Origin of the sequence: Embleya sp. NPDC005971, from assembly GCF_040629175.1 — a bacterium.
Taxonomy (GTDB): Bacteria; Actinomycetota; Actinomycetes; order Streptomycetales; family Streptomycetaceae; genus Embleya.
Map to the genome: position 1 here is coordinate 109,022 of NZ_JBEXUX010000025.1, position 24,202 is coordinate 133,223.

At 71.4% G+C, this 24,202-nt stretch carries 16 protein-coding genes; 8 read left to right on the forward strand and 8 right to left on the reverse strand.

What is annotated here, in order from left to right; all coding sequences use genetic code 11:
* Positions 1 to 40: 40 nt before the first annotated feature.
* Positions 41 to 1,033: a helix-turn-helix transcriptional regulator gene (locus ABZ374_RS22815; RefSeq protein ID WP_360313847.1), complete on the reverse strand. Its 993-nt coding sequence runs from the start codon at positions 1,031 to 1,033 to the stop codon at positions 41 to 43.
* A 103-nt stretch (positions 1,034 to 1,136) separates the two neighbouring features.
* Between ABZ374_RS22815 and ABZ374_RS22820 the strand changes: the two genes are divergently transcribed.
* The gene (locus ABZ374_RS22820; RefSeq protein ID WP_360313849.1) at positions 1,137 to 2,666 is read left to right on the forward strand and encodes an MFS transporter; all 1,530 of its coding nucleotides are present in this window, start codon (positions 1,137 to 1,139) and stop codon (positions 2,664 to 2,666) included.
* Between the two features lie 96 nt (positions 2,667 to 2,762).
* On the opposite strand, the gene ABZ374_RS22825 is transcribed toward ABZ374_RS22820, so the two are convergent.
* Both ABZ374_RS22825 and ABZ374_RS22830 read right to left on the reverse strand, forming a co-directional pair.
* A complete protein-coding gene (locus ABZ374_RS22825) occupies positions 2,763 to 4,598 on the reverse strand; it encodes an MDR family MFS transporter (protein WP_360313851.1) in 1,836 nt (611 codons plus the stop codon).
* Positions 4,595 to 5,140, reverse strand: coding sequence for a MarR family transcriptional regulator (locus ABZ374_RS22830; RefSeq protein ID WP_360313853.1), 546 nt, complete (start codon positions 5,138 to 5,140; stop codon positions 4,595 to 4,597). Before ABZ374_RS22830 ends, ABZ374_RS22825 begins: the two co-directional genes overlap by 4 nt.
* A gap of 295 nt (positions 5,141 to 5,435) precedes the next feature.
* Between ABZ374_RS22830 and ABZ374_RS22835 the strand changes: the two genes are divergently transcribed.
* The 4 genes from ABZ374_RS22835 (at position 5,436) to ABZ374_RS22850 (ending at position 11,317) form a co-directional block, all read left to right on the forward strand.
* Entirely contained in the window at positions 5,436 to 6,692 is a 1,257-nt protein-coding gene (locus ABZ374_RS22835) for a CaiB/BaiF CoA-transferase family protein (protein WP_360313855.1), read from the forward strand.
* 104 nt (positions 6,693 to 6,796) lie between these two features.
* Positions 6,797 to 8,254 (forward strand): OB-fold domain-containing protein, encoded by a 1,458-nt coding sequence (locus tag ABZ374_RS22840; RefSeq protein WP_360313857.1) that lies wholly within the window; start codon positions 6,797 to 6,799, stop codon positions 8,252 to 8,254.
* 2 nt (positions 8,255 to 8,256) lie between these two features.
* Entirely contained in the window at positions 8,257 to 9,450 is a 1,194-nt protein-coding gene (locus ABZ374_RS22845) for an acetyl-CoA acetyltransferase (protein ID WP_360313859.1), read from the forward strand.
* A gap of 232 nt (positions 9,451 to 9,682) precedes the next feature.
* Positions 9,683 to 11,317: a SpoIIE family protein phosphatase gene (locus ABZ374_RS22850; protein ID WP_360313861.1), complete on the forward strand. Its 1,635-nt coding sequence runs from the start codon at positions 9,683 to 9,685 to the stop codon at positions 11,315 to 11,317.
* 189 nt (positions 11,318 to 11,506) lie between these two features.
* Here the strand turns inward: ABZ374_RS22850 and ABZ374_RS22855 are convergent, their stop codons facing one another.
* Entirely contained in the window at positions 11,507 to 12,925 is a 1,419-nt protein-coding gene (locus ABZ374_RS22855) for a hypothetical protein (RefSeq protein ID WP_360313863.1), read from the reverse strand.
* A 446-nt stretch (positions 12,926 to 13,371) separates the two neighbouring features.
* Between ABZ374_RS22855 and ABZ374_RS22860 the strand changes: the two genes are divergently transcribed.
* Entirely contained in the window at positions 13,372 to 14,259 is an 888-nt protein-coding gene (locus ABZ374_RS22860) for an aminoglycoside phosphotransferase family protein (RefSeq protein WP_360313865.1), read from the forward strand.
* A 49-nt stretch (positions 14,260 to 14,308) separates the two neighbouring features.
* Here the strand turns inward: ABZ374_RS22860 and ABZ374_RS22865 are convergent, their stop codons facing one another.
* Both ABZ374_RS22865 and ABZ374_RS22870 read right to left on the reverse strand, forming a co-directional pair.
* A complete protein-coding gene (locus ABZ374_RS22865; RefSeq protein WP_360313867.1) occupies positions 14,309 to 14,791 on the reverse strand; it encodes a hypothetical protein in 483 nt (160 codons plus the stop codon).
* A gap of 194 nt (positions 14,792 to 14,985) precedes the next feature.
* On the reverse strand, positions 14,986 to 15,189 hold the full coding sequence (locus ABZ374_RS22870) for a cold-shock protein (protein ID WP_020557813.1): 204 nt from the start codon (positions 15,187 to 15,189) through the stop codon (positions 14,986 to 14,988).
* 478 nt (positions 15,190 to 15,667) lie between these two features.
* On the opposite strand from ABZ374_RS22870, the gene ABZ374_RS22875 reads away from it, so the two are divergent.
* Both ABZ374_RS22875 and ABZ374_RS22880 read left to right on the forward strand, forming a co-directional pair.
* On the forward strand, positions 15,668 to 17,029 hold the full coding sequence (locus tag ABZ374_RS22875) for a hypothetical protein (RefSeq protein ID WP_360313869.1): 1,362 nt from the start codon (positions 15,668 to 15,670) through the stop codon (positions 17,027 to 17,029).
* Between the two features lie 176 nt (positions 17,030 to 17,205).
* Positions 17,206 to 18,858, forward strand: coding sequence for an acyl-CoA synthetase (locus ABZ374_RS22880; protein WP_360313871.1), 1,653 nt, complete (start codon positions 17,206 to 17,208; stop codon positions 18,856 to 18,858).
* A 195-nt stretch (positions 18,859 to 19,053) separates the two neighbouring features.
* Here the strand turns inward: ABZ374_RS22880 and ABZ374_RS22885 are convergent, their stop codons facing one another.
* Both ABZ374_RS22885 and ABZ374_RS22890 read right to left on the reverse strand, forming a co-directional pair.
* Complete coding sequence (locus ABZ374_RS22885) at positions 19,054 to 20,595, reverse strand: acyl-CoA synthetase (RefSeq protein ID WP_360313873.1); 1,542 nt, start codon at positions 20,593 to 20,595, stop codon at positions 19,054 to 19,056.
* A gap of 288 nt (positions 20,596 to 20,883) precedes the next feature.
* Positions 20,884 to 21,708 carry an oxygenase MpaB family protein gene (locus tag ABZ374_RS22890; RefSeq protein WP_360313877.1) on the reverse strand — a complete coding sequence of 275 codons (825 nt, stop codon included), beginning with the start codon at positions 21,706 to 21,708 and terminating at the stop codon, positions 20,884 to 20,886.
* Positions 21,709 to 24,202: the final 2,494 nt, after the last annotated feature.

Here is a 24,202-nt window from a genome sequence, read left to right on the forward strand (position 1 = left end):
CCGCTGGCCCTTCGGCGTTTCTCCGGGTGCGTTCGCCCACTCACGGTCCCGGGTGCGCGTGGGGCGTGCCGGGGACGAAGTCCGGTGCGGTGAGCCGGGCCAGGCGGGCGCGGGTCTCCTCGCTCTGCGGTATGTAGACGCTGAGGCGCTGGCCGGGGGCGGCGGTCAGATCGGTCGGGATGGCGCGCACGTGCAGCACGCCGACGTCCAGGTGGCGGAAGTACTTGACCCGGGTGCGGGTGAGCGAAATCGGGTGGGCCGCCCATGCCTTGGCGAACTCGGGGCTGGCCTCGACCAGTTCGTCGATGAACGCGACCCAGACCGGATCGCCGATGTTGCGGGCGTAGGTGCCGCGCAGCACGCCGACCAGGCCCTGGCACTCCTGGCGCCACTCGTGGAACGGGTTGCAGCACGCGGGTCGGGTGAACAGCTCCCAGATCAGGTTGCGCCGGGCTCGGGGAGCGGCGACCAGGGCCGGGAAGACCTTGGCGTACAGGTCGTTGTAGGCCAGCACGTCGTAGCGGCCGTTCATCACGACCGCGGGCAGCGTGGCGAAGTCGTCGAGCAGGGTTTGGGTGTCGACGTCCACCGCGTTCTCGCTGCGCAGCGTCGCCGTGCTCGGTACGCAGGCCAACCGCTTGACGTGCTCCAGCTCGACGCCGTCCAGGCGCAGCGTGCGGGCGATGCCGCCGATCACCTGCGCGCTGACGTTGATCGGGCGGCCCTGTTCGAGCCAGGTGTACCAGGTGACGCCCACGCCGGAGAGTTGGGCGACCTCTTCGCGGCGCAGGCCCGGGGTGCGCCGGCGGCGGCCGACCGGGAGGCCGACCTGGTCCGGGGTGATGCGCTCCCGGCGGCTGCGCAGGAACGCGCCGAGTTCGGCCCGCGAGGCGGCGCGGGTGGGGCCCACGTATTGCGGCACGGCGCGCTTGAGGGCGGGCGGGTCCGCTCGGTGGGTGTCGCTCGGGTCGAGGTCGGCCCGGTGGCGGTCGTGCTGTTCGGGAACGGCGTCGGTGCGTGGGCTGCCGGTCATCGGTCCATCCTGTGTCCCGGTGCAGGCGATTGCCAGGTGCCTGGTTATACCCGGATAACCAGGCTACTGGTCCGGGTACCCGGGGCCGATCACAGTCGTCTCCATGAACGATACGGATCTGATGTCGGGCAGCGACGCCCGGCGCGAGGGGGACGTGGAGCGGGTGACCACCGCTCTCGGGGGCGCGGGCGAGGAGACGGAGCGGGAACGGGGGGCGGCCCGGCGCGGGGCCGCGAGCACGGTGCTGCTGGTGGTGCTGGTGGCCGGCCAGTTCATGGCGGTGTTGGACGCGTCGATCGTCAACGTCGCGGCGCCGGTGATGCGTTCGGACCTGCATGCGTCGGGGGCCGGGCTGCAGTGGATCATCGCGGGGTACACGATCGCCTACGCGATGTTGTTGATCACCGGTTCGCGATTGGGCTCGATCTTCGGGTACGGCCGGACGTACCTGGGTGGGCTCGGGTTGTTCACGCTGGCCTCGCTGGCGTGTGGACTGGCCGGGTCCACGGGTGAGTTGGTGGTGTTCCGGGGTCTTCAGGGCGCCGGTGCCGCGTTGTTGGTGCCGCAGGTGTTGACGTTGATCCAGCGCCGGTTCGAGGGGCGGCGGCGGACCGCGGCGATGGGCCTCTACCAGACGGCGATCGCGGGTGGTGCGGTCGTCGGGCAGATCCTGGGCGGGGTGCTGGTGAGCGCGGATCTGCTGGGCACCGGGTGGCGGCCGGTGTTCCTGGTCAATGTGCCGCTGGGCGTGTTGTTGCTGGTGGTCGGGTGGCGGGCGTTGGGCGGGGACGGGCCGGATCCTGGGACGCGCACGGGTTGGGGTCGGTTGGACGTGCCGGGCGTGCTGGTGTTGGCGCCGGCGATGCTCGCGTTGGTGGTGCCGCTGGTGATGGGGCACGAGCAGGGTTGGCCGGTGTGGGGTTGGCTGGTGCTCGCGGCGGGGGTCCTCGGGATGGGTGCGTTCGCGCTGGTCGAGCGGGCGGTGGCGGCACGTGGTGGTTCGCCGTTGGTGCCGGGGGCGGTGTTGCGTTCGCCCGGGTTGTTGTCCGGCGGGATCGCGCTGCTGATCGGGATCGCGAGTTACAGCGGGTTCCTGTTCACCCTGGCGCTGCACCTTCAGTCCGGTCTCGGCGACAGTCCGCTGCGGGCCGGGCTGACCTATGTGCCGTGTGCGATCGGGTTCGCGATTTCCGGGCTGGGGTGGGGGCGGTTGCCGGAGCGGATCCGGACGCACGTGGCGTACCTGGGCTTCGCGCTGGTGTCCGTGTCGTACGTCGGCATGGCCGCCTCGGTGCACGGCGGCCGCGACGGCGGCGTGGCGCTGGCGTGCGGCTTGGCCGCGATGGGTCTGGGCCAGGGCGCGGTGATCGGGCCGCTGATGGCGGGCGCGCTGGGTCGGGTGCGGGCCGAGCACGCGGGCGACGCGAGCGGGGTGTTGGTCACGCTGATGCAGGTCGGCGCGGTGTTGGGGGTGGCCACGTACGGGACCGCGTTCTTGTCCGCGACCGGTCCGGGTGCCGCCGCGTCGGCGCACGCGGCCGTGGTGACGTTCGTGGCGCTGGCCGCGGTGAACCTGGGCGCGGCGGTGTGGGCGTGGCGGGTGGTCGTGCGGCGTGGGGCGCACCGGGTCTGATCCGGTGTGCGGCGCTCGGCTCGTGGTGCGGGTGTTCGGGCCGGCCGGACGGGGCGGATGGCCCCGTCCGGCCGGTGCGACCGGGGTCGGGCGCGGTCAGTCTCGTTCGGGCCGGCGGCGGCCGACGGCACGTCGGGCGTCCTGTTCCGACGATGGGGGCGCGGCGGATACCGGGCCGGCGGTGGCGGGCTGCTGCGACGGTTCGGCCTGCTCCGAGGCGGCGGTGGCCGCCTGTGCGTCGGCCAGTTCCGCCGCCTCGGCGGCGGCCTTGGCCTGGAGGCCGGACATGGTGCGCAGCGGTACCTCCTTGATGAAGAAGACCAGTACGAACGCCACCGCCATCACGCACGCGGCGATCAGGAAGACCAACTGCATCGCCTCGGAGAAGCCCTCCTTGAAGGGTGCGGCCAGGCGCGGGTCCAGGTGCTGGATGAAGGAGGAGTCGCTGAGCACGCCGGAGCCCTGCGCGCCGCCCGGGTTCGGGTTCCGGACCAGATCGATCACCGGCCCGTTGGCGGGGTCGGCGAGCACGGCGGGATCGGCCAGCGCGGACTGGAACGCGGGGGTGCGCACGTCCCGGGTGAACGCCTTGGCGATCTCCCCGGAGACGTTGCTGAAGAGCACGGACAGGAACACCGCGGTGCCGGCGGTGGCGCCCATCTGCCGGAAGAAGGTCGCGGCGGAGGTGGCCACGCCCATGTCCTTCGGCGGAACCGCGTTTTGTACGACCAGGATCAGCGTCTGCATGCACTGGCCGAGGCCGACGCCGAGCAGGACCATGAACAGGCTCGTGGTCACGAGCGAGGTCTCGGCGTCGACGAAGAACGCGAACAGGCCCATCGCGATCGTGGCGATGCCGGTGCCCAGGATCGGGAAGATCTTGTACCGGCCGGTCTTGGAGGTGATCTGGCCGGACAGGATCGAGGAGCCCATCATGCCGACCATGACCGGGATCATCAGCAGGCCGGCCTCGGTCGGGCCGGCGCCCTTGACGATCTGGAAGTACTGCGGGATCAGCAGGAACCCGCCGAACATCGCCATCCCGAAGATCAGGCCGATCAGCGACGCGAGGCTGAAGATGCGGTCGGCGAACAGGCGCATCGGGATCAGCGCGTCCTCGCCCATCCGGTGCTCGACCAGGATCCAGGTGAGCACGCCGATCGAGCCGATCAGGTAGCAGGCGATCGAGGCGCCCGAGCCCCACCCCCACTCGCGGCCCTGTTCGGCGACGATCAGCAGCGGTACGACGCCCAGGGTCAGGGTGGCCGCGCCGAACCAGTCGATCCGGTGCGGGCGGCGGGTGTGCGGGATGTGCAGCACCTTGCCGACCACGAGCAGGGCCACCACGCCGACCGGCACGTTGACCAGGAACACCCAGCGCCAACCCGCGATGCCCAGGATCTCGCCCTGGCCGGCGAAGAAGCCGCCGACGAGCGGGCCGAGCACGCTGGAGGTGCCGAACACGGCGAGGAAGTAGCCCTGGTAGCGGGCGCGTTCGCGAGGCGGCACGATGTCGCCGATGATCGCGAACGCGAGCGACAGCAGACCGCCCGCGCCCAGACCCTGGAGGGCGCGGAAGCCGGCGAGTTCGTACATCGACGTGGAGAACGTGCACGCGGCGGAGCCGACCACGAAGATCGTGATGGCGGCGAGGTAGAACGGGCGCCGGCCGTACAGGTCGGACAGCTTGCCGTACAGCGGCGTGGCGATCGTCGAGGTGATCAGGTAGGCGGTGGTGGCCCACGCCTGCCGGCTGAGGCCGTGCAGGTCGTCGGAGATGGTGCGGATCGCGGTCGAGACGATCGTCTGGTCGAGCGCGGCCAGGAACATGCCGGCCATCAAGCCGTACAGGATCGTCATGATCTGGCGGTGACTCAGGCCGCTTTCGCTCGCCGCCTGGTCGGGTGCGGCCTGCGGTTTCGTGTCGGTCATGCGGTACGGCCTTCCGGTGCACCGGGCGCGGCGTCGCGCGTGGGTGCCTGGTCTCGTTCGAGGTCGTCGTTGAAGCGACCGAGGAGGTGGACGAGCGTTTCGCGTTCGTCGGCGGACCAGTCGCGGGTGACCCGGTCCAGTTCGGCCTGGCGGCGGGCGCGGTAGATCTCGAACGCCTGGGCCCCGGCCTCGGTTGCCGCGAGCAGGGTGCCGCGACCGTCGCTGGGGTCGGGGCGGCGCTCGACGAGGCCGCGCTGGACCAGCGAGGCGATCTGTCGGCTGACCGTGGACACGTCCAGGAAGGTCATCACGGCCAGATCGGTGACGCGGCGCGGCCCTTCCATCACGAGGTAGGCCAGGAGCAGCCGGTCTCCCCCGTCCGGCACGGGGCCGCTCTCTGCGCGACTGCGCCCCTTGGCGGCGGCCGTGAGCCGCATGAGACGCGCGAGTTCGCGTCCGAGTTCGTCCGGTGCGCGGCCGGCTGTCGGCTCGTCACACGGTGTCGTCGCGGTGTCGATGACCGCCCCCTTGTCGCTCGCCACGCATTAACTGCATGGCTCAACCAACAATAGCGCCTCCGCCCCTCGCGCACCTCCACCGGAAACGCCGCGCGACCCCCGGATCCGGGCGCGTGACGAGCGGCACGGGACTCGACCCATGCTCATCTGACTGTCCGTCAGCTATGGTGACGAGGTGCCTGTCTCGCGACTATTGGGCACTCGTACGAGGCGCCCGGCAGGCGCTTCGCCGGGTCCCGGGCATCACGGCTGCAGCAGGTTCGGCCGGCCGGTCGACCGCGCGGCACACGTACGACCGCACAACAGGGAGTGAGTGACCATGCGCGTGGGAGAGGTGGCAGGCGCCGACCTGCAACGCTTCGGAAAGCCGCTCGACGGGATCCGGGTCCTGGCCATCGAACAGATGCAGGCGCTCCCCTACGCGACGCAGATGCTCGCCCGCCTGGGCGCGGAGGTCATCAAGATCGAGTCGCCCGTGGTCGGTGAATCCGGGCGCGCCGCACTGCCGATGATGACCGACCCGCTCGGCCGCCGCGTCGGCGTCACCTTCCTGCGCAACAACCTCGGCAAGCGCAGCGTCACGGTCGACCTCAAGCACCCCGAGGGCCGCGAGATCGTGCTGCGCCTGGCCGAGAAGGCGGACATCGTCTGCGAGAACTTCAAGCCGGGTACGGCCGGCCGGCTGGGCCTGGGCTTCGCGGACATCGCCGCCGTCAACCCGCGTGCGATCTACCTCTCGGTCTCCGGCTTCGGCAACACCACCGAGTCGCCGTACGCGTCCTGGCCCGCGTACGCCCCGGTCGCCGAGGGCATGGCCGGTCTGTACGACTTCAAGCGCGACCCGAACACCGCGCCCGTGGTGTCCCCGCTGGGCGCGCTGGGCGACTCGGGCTCGGCCCTGTTCGCGGTGATCGGCGTGCTCGCCGCGCTGCGCCACCGGGACGCGACCGGCGTCGGCCAGTACGTGGACATCTCCATGTTCGACGCCATGGTCGCGCTGAACGACGCGGGCATCAGCTACTGGTCGATGGGCCTGAAGGACCCCGGCCTGGCACCGCTGATCAACCACTCGTTCCGGGCCTTCGACGGCTACTTCCTGATCCAGTGCGCCCGCCCGCACATGTTCGCGGCGCTCGCCGACCTGGTCGGCAGGCCGCAGTGGAAGAGCGACCCGCGCCTGGCCGGCCCCCAGGAGTGGTTCGACCACATCGAGGACATCCTGCGGCCGGGCATCGAGGAATGGGCGGCGGACAAGTCCCGCCTGCAGGCGTGTGCGGCGCTCAGCGGGGTGGGCGTCGCGTCCGGCCCCGTGTACAACCCCGGCGACGTGATCGAGGACGAGCACGTGCGCAATCGCAACATGATCGTCGAGATGGAGCGCACCGACGGCGACCCGGCACCGGTCCTGTCGCCGGGCAACCCGGTCAAGCTCTCCCGCGTCGCCGAGGGCCCGGAGACCCGGGTGCCCTGGGTCGGCGAACACACCGCCGAGGTGTTGGAGGCCGAACTGGGCCTGTCCCGCGCGGAGATCGACCGCCTCGCGGCCGACGGCGCGATCGGGTTGGAGACCCCGTAGCCGCGCTCCCGAATCCACCCGCACGGCGGCCCGAGCGGCCGACGGCAACGCACGAACGCGACGAACCCGGACGAACCCAAGTGGAACGAGGCGGAAGCGGAGAAATGACGACTGACGGAACCGCAGTTTCGACGGGACGCGGCATCCTCGGATACGGGGCCTATCTCCCCTACCGGCGCCTGGACCGCAAGACCATCGCCGCCGTGGCCGGTACCGGCGGCGGCAAGGGCACCCGCACGGTCGCCTCGTTCGACGAGGACACCACCACCCTGGGCGTCGAGGCGGCCCGCAACACGCTGCGCGCGACGCCCGGGGTCCGCCCGCGCGCGCTGCTGTTCGCGACGGTGGCGCCCGCGTACGCGGACCGCACCAACGCGACCGCGATGCACGCCGCGTTGCGCCTGGACGGCTCGGTGCCCGCGATGGACGCCACCGGCTCGGTGCGTTCCGCGGCGGGCCTGCTCCGGCTCGCCCTGGACGGCGCCGGCGCCGCGCTCGTGGTCGGCGCGGACATCCGGGTCGGCCTGCCCGGCAGCGGCGACGAGGCGGCCGGCGGCGACGGCGCCGCCGCGCTGCTGGTCGGCGGTCCGGCCGAGGGCCCGGTGCTCGCCGAGTACCTCGGCGGCGCGTCCGCCACGGCCGAGTTCGTCGACCGCTGGCGCACCCCCGGCGAGGTGCGTTCGAAGTTGTGGGAGGAGAAATTCGGCGAGAACAACTACCTCGCCGCCGGTCGGCAGGCGTGGACCGACGCGCTCAAGGCCACCGGTCTGACCGCCGACCAGGTCGACCACGCGGTGATCGCCGGCCTGCACGGCCGCGCGGTCGCCGGGCTGGGCCGCCGGCTCGGGGTCCGCGAGGGAGTCCTGGGCGACGACCTCGCCGGCAGCGTCGGCAACACCGGCGCGGCGCACCCGGGTCTGTTGCTGAGCGCGACGCTGGACAACGCCGAGCCGGGCCGGGTGCTCGCCCTGGTCGTGCTCTCCGACGGCGCCGAGGTGTTCCTCTTCCGCACCACCGACGCTCTCGCCGCCTACCGGCCCACCCGCACGGTCGCCGAGCAGATCGCCGGCGGCGCGCCGCTGCCGTACGGGAAGTACCTCGCCTGGCGCGGGCTGCTCCCGGTCGAGCCGCCGCGTCGCCCCGAGCCCGCGCGTACCTCGTCCTCGGCCGCGGTGCGCTCGGTGGAGTGGAAGTACGGCTTCGTCGGCTCGCGCGATCGCGAGAGCGGCGCGGTGCACCTGCCGCCGCAGCGCGTGTCGATGACCGGTGGCAACGTGGACGACATGGAGCCGGTGCCCACCGCCGACGTGCTCGGCACGGTCAAGACGTTCACCGTGGACCGGATGGCCTACTCGCCCAGCCCGCCGGTGGTGTTCGCGGTCGTGGACTTCGACAACGGCGGCCGGCTGCCGATCGAGCTGACCGACATGGACGCGACCGAGGTGGCCATCGGCGACCGGGTCGAGCCGACCTTCCGCCGGCTGGGCACCGCCGACGGCATCCACAACTACTTCTGGAAGGCCCGCCCCGTGCGGACCGCCCGAGCCGCCGAGGAGGCATAGGCATGGGATCGCACGGCATCAAGGACCGCGTCGCCATCATCGGGATGGGCTGCACCCCCTTCGTCGAACACTGGGACCGGGGCACCGACGACCTGCTGATCGAGGCCACCACCGAGGCGTTCGCGAACGCCGGCGTGGACAAGGAGCAGGTCGACGCCTACTGGCTGGGCACCGCGCAATCCGGGATGTCCGGGCTGACGCTGGCCAAACCGCTGCAGTTGCAGGGCAAGCCGGTCACCCGCGTGGAGAACATGTGCGCGACCGGATCCGACGCGTTGCGCCAGGCCGCGTACGCGGTCGCCTCCGGCGCGTACGACGTGGCCATGGCGGTCGGCGTGGAGAAGGTCAAGGACGGCGGCTTCCAGGGCCTGAACGCGTTCCCGATCCCGGGTGACGGCACCGCGCGCACGCTCACCGCGGCGGCGATGTTCTCGATGGTGGTGCCCGCGTACGGCGACAAGTACGGCGTGTCCGAGGCGGAGATGCGCGACGTGTTGTCGCACATCGCGGCGAAGAACCACTACAACGGCGCCCGCAACCCGCGCGCGCAGTTCCGCAAGGAGATCGCCCCGGAGAAGATCTCCGCGATGCCCAAGCTCGCGGGCCAACTGGGCGTGTTCGACTGCGCGGGCGTCGCGGACGGTGCGGCGGCGGCGATCGTGGTGCGGGCCGAGGACGCACACCTGTACACGGACAAGCCGCTGTACATCAAGGCGCTGTCGCTGGTGGCGGGCAACGGCTCGGGGGTGATCGACCCGGAGTACGACTACACCACGTTCCGGGAGATCGCCGCGTGCGCCGAGGACGCCTACCGGCAGGCGGGGGTGCGCAACCCGCGCGAGGAACTGGCGATGGCCGAGGTGCACGACTGCTTCACGCCGACCGAGCTGGTCCTGATGGAGGACCTGCGCTTCGCCGATCGCGGCACCGCGTGGAAGGACGTGCTGGCGGGCGCGTTCGACCTGAACGGCCGGCTGCCGGTGAACCCGGACGGCGGATTGAAGAGCTTCGGCCACCCGGTCGGCGCGTCCGGGCTGCGGATGATGTTCGAGGCCTGGCTCCAGTTGCGCGACGAGGCGCCGGCGGACCGGCGGATCCCGGCGGACGGGCGCAAGCTCGCGCTGACCCACAACCTCGGCGGGTATCCCGGCGACATGGTCTCGTTCATCTCCATCCTGGGTAACGAACTCGGCTGACCCGCTTCGCCCGTGCGTCGTTCGAGGATGTCGAGCACGTCGGGAATTGCTCGTCACGGCTGGTGAGGGGCTCGATCGCGGTCGCGATCGGGCCCCTTTCGCCATCTCCGGACACCGGAAATGGGCAATCTGCCACAAGCATCACGGTTACCGTGGTTTCATCCGCGTCCGGGCCCTTGATGTGCGACAGTCATTGCACCCTGCCACCTCATGCCCGGAGGAGCGCGAGCGGATGCGCGAACGGCCCGAACACCCCGTGGACGGCCCCCTCGTGGTGGATCCGGCGCAATGGCTCGCGCACATCGGCCGGATGCGCGCCGAACTCGACGCCCTGCGCGGCGGTTTCGGGCTGCGCCCGGGGCCGGTCGGCTTCACGGGAGCGGCCCCGGGCGCCGCTGTCGCAGCCGGCGCCGGTTCGGGCGAGGACGCGGCGGCCGTCGAGGAGGCGCGTCGGCGCGGGTTGTTGTGCGATCTGCTGGCCGGCAGCCTCGGGCAGGCGGCGGAGTATCTGGCCCGGCTGACTCTGGACACCGACGATCCCGAACATCGACAGGCCGACGATCCGGGTCCGGCGACCAGCACGCCGGCGCGCAGCACGGTCCGGCCGGCGGACGTGGGGCCAGGCACTCCGTTCGGACCCGACGACGGGGACGACACGGCGTTGCCCTGGCGGCACCTGCGCCGGTTGTTCGTCGAGCCGGACCCGCACGGGCTGTTGCCCGAGCAGCGCCACACCGCCGCGACCGAGGGGCCGGGCTCGGGTCCGGTGGCCAGCGCCGAGTGGCACCTCGATCGCGACGACGTGCGCTGGTCCGACGAGATGTACGCGCTGTTCGGCCGCGACCGCGCGCTCGGCCCGGTGCCGCTGGCCGAGTTGGCCGGGCACACCGCGGTCGAGGACCGGGCGTTCGTCGCGGAGCTGGTACGCGAGCTGCTCGAACACGCGAACGGCGCCGAGGGGGAATTCCGAATCGTGCGTGCCGACGGCACCCGGGTTTTCGTGCAGTTCGTCGGCGAGCCGGTGCTCGGCGCGGACGGGACCCCGCACGCGGTCTGGGCGTTGCTCCGCGACATCACCGAACTGCGGCGCACCCAGGAGGCGTTGACCCGGACCCGGGCACAACTGCTGACCCAGCGTCGGCTGGTGCGCTCCGAGCACCGGGTCGCCGCCGAGCTCCAGCGCGTGGTGATGCCGTGGTGGACCCGGCCGATCCGGCTGCCCGGGATCGAGGTGGCCACCCGCTACTTCCCGGCCGAGCAGGACTCCAAGGTCGGCGGCGACTGGTACGACGCGCTCGCGTTGCCGGGCGGCGACGTGCTCCTGGCGGTCGGCGACATGTCGGGGCACGGAGTCGCGGCGGCGTCCGGGATGACCACGCTGCGCGGCGCGTTGCAGGGGGTGGCGATGACCGGGGCGGGGCCGGCGGCGATGTTGGCGGCGCTGAACCGGATCGTGGTGCACACGCTGCCGGCGGACAAGGTGGCCACCGCCGTGTGCGCGCGCTTCGAGCCGGTGGGGCGGGTGTTGACCTGGGCACAGGGCGGCCATCCGCCACCGCTGCTGTATCGGGACGGGGCCGGGCGGGCGCTGGCGACGCCGTTCGGCGTGCTGCTGGGCGCGCTGGACGAACCGGAGTTCGTCGAGGCCCGGGTCGAACTGCTCGCCGGGGACGTGCTGTTGATCTTCACCGACGGCCTGGTCGAGCGGCGCGGGCGCGGCACGGAGGAGGCGGTGGACGCGCTCCTGGGCCTGGGCCCGCGGTTGCTCGGCGCGGATGCCAGGACCTGCGTGGACGTGGTACTGAGTCGGCTCGGGCACACCCGGTACGAGGACGACGCGTGCGTGATGGCGGTGTGCGTGCGGTAGCACCCCGCTCGGCTCGGGACGGCTTTTGCCCGCCTGCCCACCCGTTGCGTCGGGTGGGCAGGCGGCGGGAGGCATGTTCGGGGCAGGGTGCTCCCCGCTCGCGGACCGGGTGCTCGCGACTTGGACGGCGTCGGTCTTGGACGGCGTCGGTGGGAGGGCTGCGGAAGGCACGCGTTCGGGGCCGGGTACTCAGGCCTCGCGGCCGAATTCTTCGCGGAAGGCGTGGATCTCCGGGACGTCGCGGTAGCGGTCGGTGAGTTTGCGCAGGACCTCCAGGCGGTCCCAGGTGCGTTTGGAGCTCACCTCGCCGGCGGCGCGGACCGCGAGGCGCGCGTGGTGCGCGCCCTGCTCGGGTCGGCCGTCGAGCAGGCACGCGGAGGCCAGCGAGATCAGGTCGAAGGTCTTCGAGCGTTCGTGACCGCGGGCCCGCAACTCCAATGCCTTCTCCGCGTGTTCCTGAGCCCGGCCGGCGGCGGTGGGGTCCACCTCGGCCAGCGTGCGGTAGACCAGCGCCTGCATGCCGTGCAGATCGGCCGCATCGAAGAAGGCCACCCAGTCCGGATCCTCGTCCGGGCGCGACCGGGCGAACTCCGCCTCGGCCCGGCCCAGGGTGCGCCGGCAGTCCGCGGCCCGGCCGAGCGCGGCCTGCGCCCACGCCTCCACGGTGTGGAACATCGCGCGTGTGGTCGCCCCCGCCCGCTCGCCCGCCGTGCGCTGCGCCAACTCGATCAGCGCGAGCGCGTCGGCCGGACGCTCCAGGTGCACCATCTGCCGGGCGGCGCGCGAGAGCGCCTCGGCCGCGCGCGGCAGGTCGCCCGCCTCCCGGGCGGCGTGCGCCGCGATCACGAAGTAGTTCTGCGCGGTCGGGTCCAGACCCACGTCGTGCGACATCCAACCGGCCAACGCGGCGAGGTTGGCCGCCACGTTCCACAACCGGCGGGTGATCGGCATCGGGTTGGGATAGGTCAGCAGATTGCCGACCTCGTTCAACTGTCCGATCACCGCCTTGCGTTGCAGCCCGCCCCCACGATCCGCGTCCCACATGCGAAAGACGGTGACCGCGTTCTCCAGCGCGGTGACCTCCTCGGCGCCGATCGGGCCCGCGTCGACGAGTCCGTACGACACCGGATCGGCGAGCGCGCCGCGCGGATGGGACAGGCCGAGCCCGGGGTTGAGCCACCGCTCGAAATTGGCCACCAGGGCCGGACCCGCGACGAGCGCGAACCCGCTGCCCGCGAAGCCGTGCCGGTTGAGCATCAGATCCATGCCGGTGAACTCGGTCAGCGCGGTCACCGTGCGCTCGGTGCTCCACGGCAGATCCTCCTGCACCACCTGCGCGTTGTGCCGGGGGCGACCGGTCAGGCCGAGGTCCTCGGAGGTGACGACACGCCCGAGCCGCTCGGTGAAAAGCGCCGCCAGGACCCGGGGCACCGGGTCCCTCGGCCGCTCGCCGTCCTCCAGCCAGCGCCGGACCCGGGAGGTATCCGTGGCAAGCTGAGGATGGCCCATCGCGGCGGCCCGACGGTTGACCAGTCGGGCGAGTTCGCCCTTGGACCACCCGGTCAGGGCGAAGAGGTCCACCAGTTTGGTGTTGGGTTCCCGGCGCATTGCAAACCGCCCGTTGATGTGGGGACCGTGGCTCGAAAGCGCCCTGTAGGAGGTCGCTCGCCGGACCGAGGCTAGCCGGGTCCGGAGCAGCCGGCTCCGATTCGCCATGGTTCGCCAGGGCTCGCCACGTGGATCACCACCCGGATCTCGGAGTGTTGTGGATGGTGGATCCGGCACGTGGGCCCCCACCCGCCGCGCGGCCGGGTCCACCCTCTCGGCAGCGCAGGAAGGTCTACATGTCATCCACGACGTCCACCACCCCCGGCCGCCCGACCAATCCCGGTTCCGCGACCTCACGGCCGGGCACACCCGGTCCGAACAGGCGTACATCCTCCGGTGGTTCGGCGCCCGGCACGGTGGCGTCGACGAACCCCGCGGTCGCGGCGAACGCCGCGGTCGCCACCGGTCCGGCCCCGGCCGGCGGAGCCGGCCCTGGAGTGCCTCGCATGCCGCAACAGATTCCGGGGCCGGAGGCGGTCGCCGCGCTCACGGCCCGACTCTGTCCCGGCTTCACCGCCGGCGCGGTGCTGCGCCGGACACCGCGTTCGCTGCTGCTGTCCGGTTCGGTCGGGCGCGGCCCGGTCGTGGTCAAGTATCTGACCGACGCCTCACCGCACTGGCTCCAGCGCTTTCGGCACGAGGTCAACGCCTACCGCACCTTCACCCGGCAGCGGCCGCCGGTCCGGGTGCCGCGACTGATCGCCGCCGACCCCGAGCGGCGCATCCTGGTGATGGAACACGTGGCCGGCCGGCCTGCGGCGAACGAACGCCACCCGGGCACCGCGATGGCCCGCGCCGACGTCCGCGCCGTGTTGCACGCGTTCACCACGCTCAACCGGTGGAAGCCCCCGCCCGGGTCGTTCCCGCTCGCGTTCGACTATCCGGCCCGCGTCGACCGCTACCACAAGCTCGGCCTGCTCACCGACCGCGACGCCGGCGACCTGGCCCAACTCCTGCGCGGCCTCAGCCGGGTGCCCGCGCAGTTCTGCCACGGCGACGCGGTGTTGTCCAACGTGCTGCTGACCGCCCAGGGCGCGGCGCTGGTCGACTGGGAGTCCTCCGGCTACCACCTGCCCGGCTACGACCTGGCGGTCCTGTGGACCCTGCTGGCGCGGGACCCGATGACCCGCCGCCAGATCATCCAGACGGCCCAACAATCGGGCTCCCTGTCCCGGGACGCGTTCCTGGTCAACCTGATGCTGGTGCTCGTCCGCGAGATCCGACTCAACGACGTGGGCCCGGTCGGGGAGGACCAGCGCCGGCTGCTGCGCAGGCTGCACGACGACTGCGGGATGGTCCGCCGGGCCGTGCGCGCGGCCATCGGCACCCGCTAGTGGTCCTGGCCGCCCGGCGCCGGCGGGATCGCCCCGCCGTCCCGCTCGCTCAGCCGCCGAAGGTGTCCGAAGGGATCGGCTTGAGCAGTTGGAACACGTCGTCGGTGATCGGGCGGTCCCAGGTCACGATGCGCACCATGACGTTGTCGCTGCGGTCGAACTCCACGCAGGCCAGGCGCCCCTCCGCGTACTTGACCTTGCGGATGATCAGCAGGTCGTCGCCGAGCATGATCGGGGTGTCCTCGGTGGACAGCTCCTCGGGCATTTCCTCGTGCCCCAGGGCCGCGACCAGCTGTTGGGCCTCGATCCGGCCGACGCCCTCCTCGCGCGCGGGCGAGCCCGGCGGCAGGTTGCCGATCAGCATCGCCGGACCGCGGTTGGCCAGCAGGTCGTAGCGGACGAAGATCCCCTGGCAACTGCCGTCCTCCCCCGGCAACATGGCCACGATCACGGAGCCGGGCCAGTCGGTGAACGGGATGGCAAGAACGTCGAAATCCGGCCCGGACGGGGGGCGGCGGCGCAGGAAACCCATACAGACATGCTAGTGGCCCCTCACCATGCCGCCGGCCACGCATGATCCTTGGGCGACATCCGAGCGGGAACGCGAATCCACCGAAGATCGCCCAAAGCACGACGAATCGCCCCGAAAACGCCCCAAGGCCCGCACCCTGCACGGGCGCGGGCCTTGCTAGGTCTGCGGTCCGTTGCCGGAGCCGCGGGACCGATTCAGAGCGGGCGAACCATCTCGGCCTGAGGGCCCTTCTGGCCCTGCGTGACCTCGAACTCCACGCGCTGGTTCTCCTCCAACGAACGGTAGCCGTTCGTCTGAATGGCGGAGAAGTGGACGAAGACGTCTGCGCCGCCGTCGTCCTGCGAGATGAAGCCGTAGCCCTTGTCGGCGTTGAACCACTTGACCGTACCGGTGGCCATGTCTTGATTCCTTCACGTAACCCACAGACACCACACCTCGTGATGCCCGGGTCGCGAACCGTCGAGTGGTCCCACTCCCCGCGTTACCCCGGGATGCCCTCGCTGTGAGGAGCGAAAAACGCCCACGGCTGTTGATGTCCGCAGGCGTTGGACGTGCGAGGGAACTACATCTACTGCTGCAACCGCGGACAACGCTACATGCCAACGAGTGCTCCGCAACAGCCCTTCGCAGTGCGAATCCGACCGTCACCAATGCGGCCAACGGGGGGCATAGCCGGCACACGTCGCTCGGTTCATCCGCGCGGGTGACACAACTGGGCGCAACCGAGGGCTGACCAAGCGTCAGTCGCGGGCCCTCGCCGGCCGCCTGCCCGTCACTTTCCGAACACCCTTCGAACACACGGATGTTCACTCGGCCTTCGCATCACCGCCATCGGTTCATGGTTGGCCCTTCGCGCCGTCTGTCTACCGTTTCGGCATGGCCGCACCGACCGCCCTACCCGCGCCCCCGACGCCCGCGTACGTGCCATCGCCGCCGCGAGTCGCGCCGGTCGCGCCGCCCCCGGACCGGACGCCGCGCATTCGACTGCGCCGGTTGCGCCGGGTGGGTGCGGCGCCCGCCCGGGTGTACGGATTCGCCGCGCTGATCCTGGCCGGCCTGGTCGCCTTGACCGCGGTGATCGCGGTCGGCGCCGGCAACGCCCGGTCCGGACTCGGCGAGGTCGCCGACACCTCCGCACCGCGGGCCGCCGTCGCGGCGGATCTCTACTTCGCGCTCGCCGATCTCGACGCGCAGGTCGCCAACGTGCTGCTGGTCGGCTCGGACGAGCAGGTCGGCAACCGGCAGTTGGCGCTGCGGCAGATGCGCGAGCGGCGCAGCCGGATCACCGCCGACATCCAGACGCTCGCCTCCGGCGGCGCGCCGGTCGGCACGTTGATCGACGGACTCGGCCGCTACGACGCCTACGTCGCACAGGCGCGCCTGGCCGACGAGCAGGTCCAGGAACGCCCGGCCGGGCGCCCGCCGACGTCCGCGCTCAACTACTTCGCGAGCGCGACCAGCATGCTGCACGAGGATCTGCTGCCGGCCGCCGACGCCCTGGGTCGTGGCGCCGAGGAGAAGCTGGCCTCCGACGCGGACTCCGATCGCACGCACGCCCGCTGGGCGGCGCTGGCGGTCGGCGCGGTGGGTGTGTTGCTGGTGGTCGTGCTGATCGTCGGCCAGATCCGCTGGGCCCGCCGCTTCCACCGCGTCCTGGCACCGGGGCTGGCCGCGGTGACCATCGCGGTGGCCGCGCTCACCGGCACCGCCGTAGCCCTGTTCACCGACCACGCCGCCCGGTTGCGCGACGCGCAGACGCAGGCGTTCGACCCGTTCCTGGCGCTGGCCCGGGCCCGGGCGACCGCCTCGGACGCGAACGCGGACGAGAGCCGGTTCGTGATCCTGCCCGACCGTGCCCGCTCGTACAGCGAGAGCTTCGCCGCCAAGTCCGCGCAGTTGGAGCGGATCGTGCCGAACCAGCGGGTGGCCGCGCGCCTGGATGCCTTCCGCCGCGACGACCGGGCGCTGCGCGCGGCGGTCGCCGAGGGCCGGCTGGATGTCGCCGTCGGCCTGGCCACCAAGGTCGGCCGCGGCAACCTGGCCTTCGACTTCTACGACTACCAGACCGCGTTGGCCCAGGTCGCGGACGCCGAGCTGGCCGACTTCGAGGACCGCACCGACCGCGCCGACGACGCGCTGACCGGCTGGCCGTGGGTGCCGATCGGCGTGCTCGGGGTGTGCGTGGTGCTGGTGGCGGCGAGTGCGCGCCCGCGTCTGCTGGAGTACGCACAGCGCTGAGCCGCGGCGCCGCCGGTCCGGCGTGTCGACGGCCCCGCCGGTCCGGCGTACCACCCCTGCCCACATCTTTGCCGCAGTCAAGTGTTCGCGGCGGTCGACAGCGTCACAGTTTCCCGAGGCCGTCCAAACGATATTGCCTCTGGAATATGGCCGGGCCCACGCCTTACGCTCCGCCCATGGAATTCAACCTTGCCGACCTCTTCGAGCGCGCGGCCGGGGAATACCCCGAACGCGAGGCGATCGTCGCGAACGGTGAACGCCGTACATATGCCCTTCTGGAGGAGCGGGCGAATCGCCTCGCCCATCACCTCCGGGACTCCGGCGTGCAGCCGGGCGACCATGTCGCGGTCTACGCCTTCAACATCATCGAATGGGCGGAGGCGATGCTCGCGATCTACAAGATCCGAGCCGTCTGCATCAATGTGAATTTCCGCTATGTCGCGGATGAGCTGGCCTATCTGCTGGATCAGGCCGAACCGGTCGCGCTGGTCTTCCAGCGGCAGTTCACCGACCGGGTCGCCGAGGTCGCGCCCAAGGTCGCCTCGCTGCGCCACCTGATCGTGGTCGAGGACGGCACCGAGCCCGACCCGGCCGGGGTCACCGCCGAGTCGCTGGGCGCGGTGCGCTTCGAGGACGCGATGGCGGCCGGTGCGCCCGAGCGGGACTTCGAGCCACGCTCGGCCGACGACCTGTACCTGCTGTTCACCGGCGGGACCACCGGCCTGCCCAAGGGCGTCGTGTGGCGCCAGGAGGACGTGATCTTCGCCCTCGGCGGCGGCATCGACCCCACCAACGGCGAGCGCATATCCCGGCCCGAGGAGATGGTCGAGAAGGGCCGCAACGGCCAGATGACCACCTTCCCGATCGCGCCGCTGATGCACGGCGCGACCCAGTGGGGAGTGCTGCAGAACCTGGCCAAGGGCCACCGCGTGGTGCTGATCGACAAGTTCGACGCACACGGCGTGTGGGAGACCGTGGTCGCCGAGCGCATCAACGTCATCCTGATCACCGGCGACGCGATGGCCCGCCCGCTTCTGGAGTCGCTCGCCGAGCCGCGCGACGGGCGCGAGTCGTACGACCTGTCCTCCCTGTTCGCCCTGTCCTCCAGCGCGGCGCTGTTCTCGCCGTCGCTGAAGGAGGAATTCATGGAGCGCCTCGGCATCGTGGTCAGCGACGCCATCGGCGCCTCCGAGTCGGGCGCCAACGGCGTGGGCGTCGCGGTCAAGGGCCAGACCGAGCAGCAGAGCGGGATCACCGTCAAGGCGGTCCCCGACTCGGTGGTCCTGGACGACGACCTCAACCAGCTCCCGGCCGGGGTCGTGGGCCGACTCGGCCGCAAGGGCAACATCCCGCTCGGCTACCTCGGCGACCCGGTCAAGACCGCCGAGGTCTTCCGCACCGGCCCGGACGGCACCCGCTACGTGGTACCCGGCGACTACGCCCGCCTGGAGGGCGACGGCCGGATCACGCTCCTGGGCCGCGGCTCGGCGACGATCAACTCCGGCGGCGAGAAGATCTTCACCGAGGAGGTCGAGGGCGCGGTCAAGGCCCACCCCGAGGTCTACGACGCGATCGTGGTCGGCGTCCCGCATCCGCGCTGGGGCCAGACCGTCGCGGTGGTCGTACAACCGCGCGAGGGCCGAACGCCGAGCCTGGCGGACATCCAGGAGCACTGCCGCACCAAGATCGCCGGCTACAAGGTGCCCAGGGTCATGCGCATCGTCGAACGGACCCAGCGCACACCCACCGGAAAGCCCGACCTGCCCTGGGCACTCGCGGTGGCGTCCGCACCGGACGGCGCAGCCGAATCCGAAACCGAATCCGCTTAGCGGACCGCAGTTGCCGAGCCGCGTGGCGGGACAGGGTTCGCAATCCGCCCGGCGGCACACGGTTCGAACCGGAACAACACGGTTCGAAAAAATTAGCCGCATCGATCCGAATCGGTGGAGTACCGATTCGGATCGATAAAGGAAAAGCCGAATACACCGCCCGGGTAATCCCGGGCGGTGTATTCGTCTCTCGACTCAGACGGCCCGCTCGCGACCCTCCCAATAGGGATCGCGCAACCGCCGCTTCTGCAACTTCCCATTCGGGTCGCGCGGCATCGCGTCCACGAAATCGACGGTGCGCGGGCGCTTGTACGTGGCGAGTTGCTCGACACAGAACGCGAGCAGTTCCCCGGCCAGTTCGGGGCCGGCGACGAAGCCCTCGTTGGCCTCGACGACCGCCTTGACCTCCTCGCCCCAGTCCTCGTGCGGGATGCCGAACACCGCCGCGTCACCGACCGCGGGGTGTCGCAGCAGGGCGCTCTCGATCTCGGCGGGGTAGATGTTCTGCCCACCGGAGATGATCATGTCGATCTTGCGGTCGCGCAGGTACAGGTAGCCGTCCTCGTCGAGCAGCCCCACGTCGCCGACGGTGAACCAGTCGCCGATCCGACCCTTGCGGGTCTTCTCCTCGTCCTTGTGGTAGTTGAACCGGCCGGCCCGCATCAGCATGTACACGGTGCCGATCTCGCCGGCCGGCAGCCGGTTGTCGTCGTCGTCGAAGATGCCGATCTCGCTGATCGGCCACGCCTTGCCCACCGTCCCGGGCCGGTCCAGCCACTCCTGCGCGGAGCAGAAGGTACCGCCGCCCTCGCTGGCGGCGTAGTACTCCTCGACGCACAACCCCCACCACTCGATCATCCGCCGCTTGACGTGATCGGGACAGGGCGCGGCACCGTGCACGGCGTGCCGCATGGACGACACGTCGTACCGGGCCTTGATCTCGTCGGGCAGTTGCAGCAGTCGGTGGAACTGGGTCGGCACCATGTGCGTGTGGGTGACCTTGTACCGGTCGATCACCCGCAACATCTCCTCGGGCCGCCACTTCTCCATCAACACGACGGCGTGGCCGATGTGCAGCGACTGCTGCGCGTGCTGGAGCACGGCCGTGTGGTAGAGCGGCGAGCCGACCAGGTGCACGTTGTCGTCGTGCGGCTTGACGCCGTAGATCAGCAACGTGCCGCCGTAGCGGGCCTCTTCGGGCGATCCCCCGGACAGCGGCCGGCGCACGCCGCGCGGCCGGCCGGTGGTGCCGGAGGTGTAGTTCATCGTCATGCCGACGCTGCGCTCGGCCGGCGGCTCCGCCGACCGGCCCTCGCTCAGTTCGGCGAACGGCCGGAAGCCCGGCACCGCGCCGACCGCGAACCGCGCCTCGGCAGGCACCTTCGCCTCGTCCGCCGCGGCCGCGATGGTGTCCGCGAACCGCTCGTGGCCGATCACCACCTTGGACTCGCTGTCCGCGAGGATCCAGGCGATCTCGGGCCCGACCAGGTGGTGGTTCACCGGCACCATGTAGAGCCCGGCCTGCGCCGCCGCCATGTACGCCACGATGTACTCGGCACAGTTCGGCAGGATCACGCTGAACACGTCACCGGTGCCCAACCCCGCCGCCCGCAGCCCGTGCACGAGCCGGTTCGACGCGGCGAACAACTCCCCCGCGGTCCACTCGGCGCCATCGGGGTCGACCAGCGCGAGCCGGTCCGGATTGGCCTGCGCATGGGCCCAGAAGCCGTTCGCCACGTGCGGTTCCCTTCGAGCTGACCGGTTACTTGACAATGTCTGACATTGTGACGGGCCGGCGCCTAGAAAGAAAGGGGACCTTACTTATTTGTGGGTGACTTCTCCCCGGCCGCGGGTCCCTTGGCGGTGGTCTGTGCTGTGGTCTGTGCTGTGGTCTGTGCTGTGGTCTGAGTGGCGGTCCGCGTGGTGGCCTGGGTGGCGGTTCCGCGTGGTGGCCTGGGTGGCGGTCCGCTCGGTGATCTGAGTGGTCGTCTGTGTGGCAGCCCGCCGGACGGTGTCAGCGACGCTTCACTCTGCGGCACCGATCCCGGGCAACCGTGCCACCGACGGCTCGGCCTCCGGGCCGAGCCGCTGCATCGCGCCCTTGATGTGCGGCGACGGGTACGCCATACGAATCAACGGCGTGGCCGCCCCCATCACCCGCCGCAGCCCCTTGAGCCCGGGCCGCGCCACCGACGAGGGCAGGCCGCGATACCCGTACAGCTCCTTGGCCCAGCGCGGCAACGCCGCGTACGCCAACTCCGAGACCTGGCGCCACAACACCTCCCGCCCGAGCACGAGCACGAACGGCACCGGCGGCCGACGCAGGAAGTCGAACACGCTCTGCGCCTCGTCCGACGAAGCGAGCACGGGCCGAACCTCCGCGAAGTAGCGATCCAGCTCGACCACCGACCCCGGCACCTCCGCCCCCGGCAGCCCCACCAACTCGGCGGAGCGCCGCTGCTCGTCCAGGTACAGATCGGCCAGCTCGTCGGTGAACGGGAACCCGGCCTGCCTGGCGACGGACAGGTACGACCCGACCTCGGCGCAGTGGATCCACCGCAGCAACTCAGGCTCGTCTATCCGGTACGACTGCCCCGTCTCGGGATCCACCGCCCTGATCACAGCGTGGATCCGCCGCACCCGAGCCCCGGCCGCCTCGGCTTCCCCCCGCGTCCCGTAGGTCGTCACGCCGATGAAGTCGGCGGTACGAATCAACCGACCCCAGGGATCCTTCCGAAAGTCGGAGTTCTGCACGACACCGCGCACAGCCCTTGGGTAGAGGGCCTGGAGATACAGGGCTCGCACGCCCGCCACCCACATGACGGGGTCGGCGTGCAGTTGCCAGGTCACCGAACTTGGACCGAAGAGCCCTACATCGGGGCCGCTTTCGACGTCGGGGCCGTTGGCGGCGTTGGGGCCGTTGGCGGCGTTGGCGGCGTCGGGGCCGTCTACAGCGTCAGGGCCCTTTCCGGCGTCGGGCCAGTGCTCGGCATCCGCATCCGCGACGTTTCCGATGTCCCTGACCTGCCGTGAATCAACCACCGGCACACCTTCCCGAACCTGGTCCGCACCTGCACCTGGGACTACGAGGGTACGAGCCACGCCCGGCGGGCGGATGGATCCGGCGTGGGCGGGACGTCGGAGTTGCGTCTTGGTTGGGTTGGGTGCGGGTGGCCTTGTGCTAAACGGTCGGCGTGGATCGGCGGAGGTGGGCCTGGTCCCGTGGTCGCCGGTGGCCGGGAGCCTTGGGTTTCCCGGCGAGAGGTGGGTGTTGCTCGGCGGGAAAGGCGCTGGCAACGGCGGAGCGGGAGGGCGGCCCGGTGAGGTCCGCCGGGGGGCCTTTCCGAGTGAGCCGGGTGTTCGCGGCCGGCGGTCGCGTCTTGGTCGGCAGCGGGTGGCTCAGTGCTAAACGGTCGGCGTGGACCGGCGGAGAATGGCCCGGTCCCACGGTCACCGGCGGTCAGGAGCCCTGAGCTTCCCGGCGAGACACGGGCGTTGCCCGCGGGAAAAAGCGCTGGCAACGGCGGAGCGGGAGGGCGCTTGCGTCGGGTCCGCCGAGGAGCCTTCCCGAGTGGGCCGGGCGTTCACGGCCGGCGGTCGCGTCTTGGTCGGCAGCGGATGGCTCAGGGCTAAACGGTCGACGTGGATCGGTGGAGGTGGGCCTGGTCCCGGGGTCACCGGCGGCCGGGAGCCTTGGGTCTCCCGGCGAGAGGTGGGTGTTGCTCGGCGGGAAAGGCGCCGGCAACGGCGGAGCGGGTGAGTGCTTTCGTCGGGTCCGCCGGGGGACCTTTCGAGTGGGCCGGGCGCTTTCGGCGGGCGGTCGCGTCTTGGTCGGCAGCGGGTGGCCTTGTGCTAAACGGTCGGCGTGGATCGGCGGAGAATGGCCCGGTCCCACGGGCACCGGCGGCCGGGAGCCCTGAGTCCTCCGGCGAGAGGTGGGTGTTGCTTGCCGGAAAGGCGCTGGCAACGGCGGAGCGGGAGGGCGGCCCGGTGAGGTCCGCCGGGGGGCCTTTTCGAGTGGGTCGGGAGCGTTTCGGTGGGCGTTTCGGGTCGGGTGGCCGGGTGGAGGGCTGTCTGAGGGCTTGGAGGGTCACGATCGGGATCTCGAGGCTGCTTCGCACACTCGGGTTTTCGCTGACCTGCGGTTTTGCGGGGTTGTGCGGCGTGAGTGCGTGTCGAGGGCCGGTTTGTGAATGCCGGTGGTGGATTGCGTGTGGGCAGGGTTCTCGGTGGGCGTTTCGGGTCGGGTGGCGGGAAGGGCGGCCCGGTGAGGGGCGCCGGGAGTCTTTCCGGGGGGTCGGGTCTGTTCCGGTGGGCGTTTGGGGTCGGGGCGGTCGAGCGGGAGGCCGTCCGAAGGCCGTCTCAGGGGTTCGAGGGTCACGATCGGGATCCCGGGACTGCTTCGAGCGCGCGGCTTCCCGCTGACCTGCGGTTTTACGGGACCGACCGGGAGGAGCGCGTGTCGAGGGCCGGGTTGTGCACTCCGGCGACCGAAACCGCCCACTCGCCGCCCGCTCTTCTTCTCGTTTCCCGCCACCGCCCACCCACCGCAGGCCGCAACGGCCCGGCCCACTCGGGAAGGTTCCCCGGCGGACCTCACCGGGCCGCCCCACCCGCTCCGCCGTTGCCGGCGCCTTTCCGGCGAGCAACGCCCAGGTCTCGCCGGGGAACTAAAGGCTCCCGGCCGCCGGTGACGGTGGGACCGGGCCATTCTCCGCCGGTCCACGCCGACCGTTTAGCCCTGAGCCACCCGCACCCAACCCGACCAAGACGCGACCGCCGGCCGTGAACGCCCGGCCCACTCGGGAAGGCTCCCCGGCGGACCTCACCGGGCCGCCCACCCTTCCGCGCCGTTGCCGGCGCCTTTCCCGGCAAGCAACACCCACGTCTCGCCGGGGGACCCAGGGCTCCTGACCGCCGGTGACCGTGGGACCAGGCCCACCTCCGCCGGCCCACGCCGACCGTTTAGCACTGAGCCACCCGCTGCCGACCAAGACGCGACCGCCGGCCGCGAACACCCGGCCCACTCGGAAAGGCTCCCCGGCGGACCTGACGAAAGCACCCACCCGCTCCGCCGTTGCCGGCGCCTTTCCGGCGAGCAACACCCACGTCTCGCCGGAGGACTCAGGGCTCCCGGCCGCCGGTGACCGTGGGACCGGGCCGATCTCCACCGGCCCACGCCGGCCGTTCAGCACCGAGCCACCCGTGCCCGGCCCGGCCGAAATTCCCCGCAGCCCCGAAACGCAAAAAAGGGCCCGGGAAAGGGCCCGGGAAACGCGAAAGGCCCATCCCTGTTCGGGATGGGCCTTTCACACGTAGATTCCGGCGGCGTCCTACTCTCCCA

Coding starts and splice junctions, on each gene's coding strand:
- ABZ374_RS22825 (WP_360313851.1), bottom strand. CDS start 4,598: ATGACCGACACGAAACCGCAGGCCGCACCCGACCAGGCGGCGAGCGAA.
- ABZ374_RS22820 (WP_360313849.1), top strand. CDS start 1,137: ATGAACGATACGGATCTGATGTCGGGCAGCGACGCCCGGCGCGAGGGG.
- ABZ374_RS22880 (WP_360313871.1), top strand. CDS start 17,206: ATGGAATTCAACCTTGCCGACCTCTTCGAGCGCGCGGCCGGGGAATAC.
- ABZ374_RS22815 (WP_360313847.1), bottom strand. CDS start 1,033: ATGACCGGCAGCCCACGCACCGACGCCGTTCCCGAACAGCACGACCGC.
- ABZ374_RS22870 (WP_020557813.1), bottom strand. CDS start 15,189: ATGGCCACCGGTACGGTCAAGTGGTTCAACGCCGACAAGGGCTACGGC.
- ABZ374_RS22855 (WP_360313863.1), bottom strand. CDS start 12,925: ATGCGCCGGGAACCCAACACCAAACTGGTGGACCTCTTCGCCCTGACC.
- ABZ374_RS22845 (WP_360313859.1), top strand. CDS start 8,257: ATGGGATCGCACGGCATCAAGGACCGCGTCGCCATCATCGGGATGGGC.
- ABZ374_RS22850 (WP_360313861.1), top strand. CDS start 9,683: ATGCGCGAACGGCCCGAACACCCCGTGGACGGCCCCCTCGTGGTGGAT.
- ABZ374_RS22835 (WP_360313855.1), top strand. CDS start 5,436: ATGCGCGTGGGAGAGGTGGCAGGCGCCGACCTGCAACGCTTCGGAAAG.
- ABZ374_RS22865 (WP_360313867.1), bottom strand. CDS start 14,791: ATGGGTTTCCTGCGCCGCCGCCCCCCGTCCGGGCCGGATTTCGACGTT.
- ABZ374_RS22875 (WP_360313869.1), top strand. CDS start 15,668: ATGGCCGCACCGACCGCCCTACCCGCGCCCCCGACGCCCGCGTACGTG.
- ABZ374_RS22840 (WP_360313857.1), top strand. CDS start 6,797: ATGACGACTGACGGAACCGCAGTTTCGACGGGACGCGGCATCCTCGGA.
- ABZ374_RS22860 (WP_360313865.1), top strand. CDS start 13,372: ATGCCGCAACAGATTCCGGGGCCGGAGGCGGTCGCCGCGCTCACGGCC.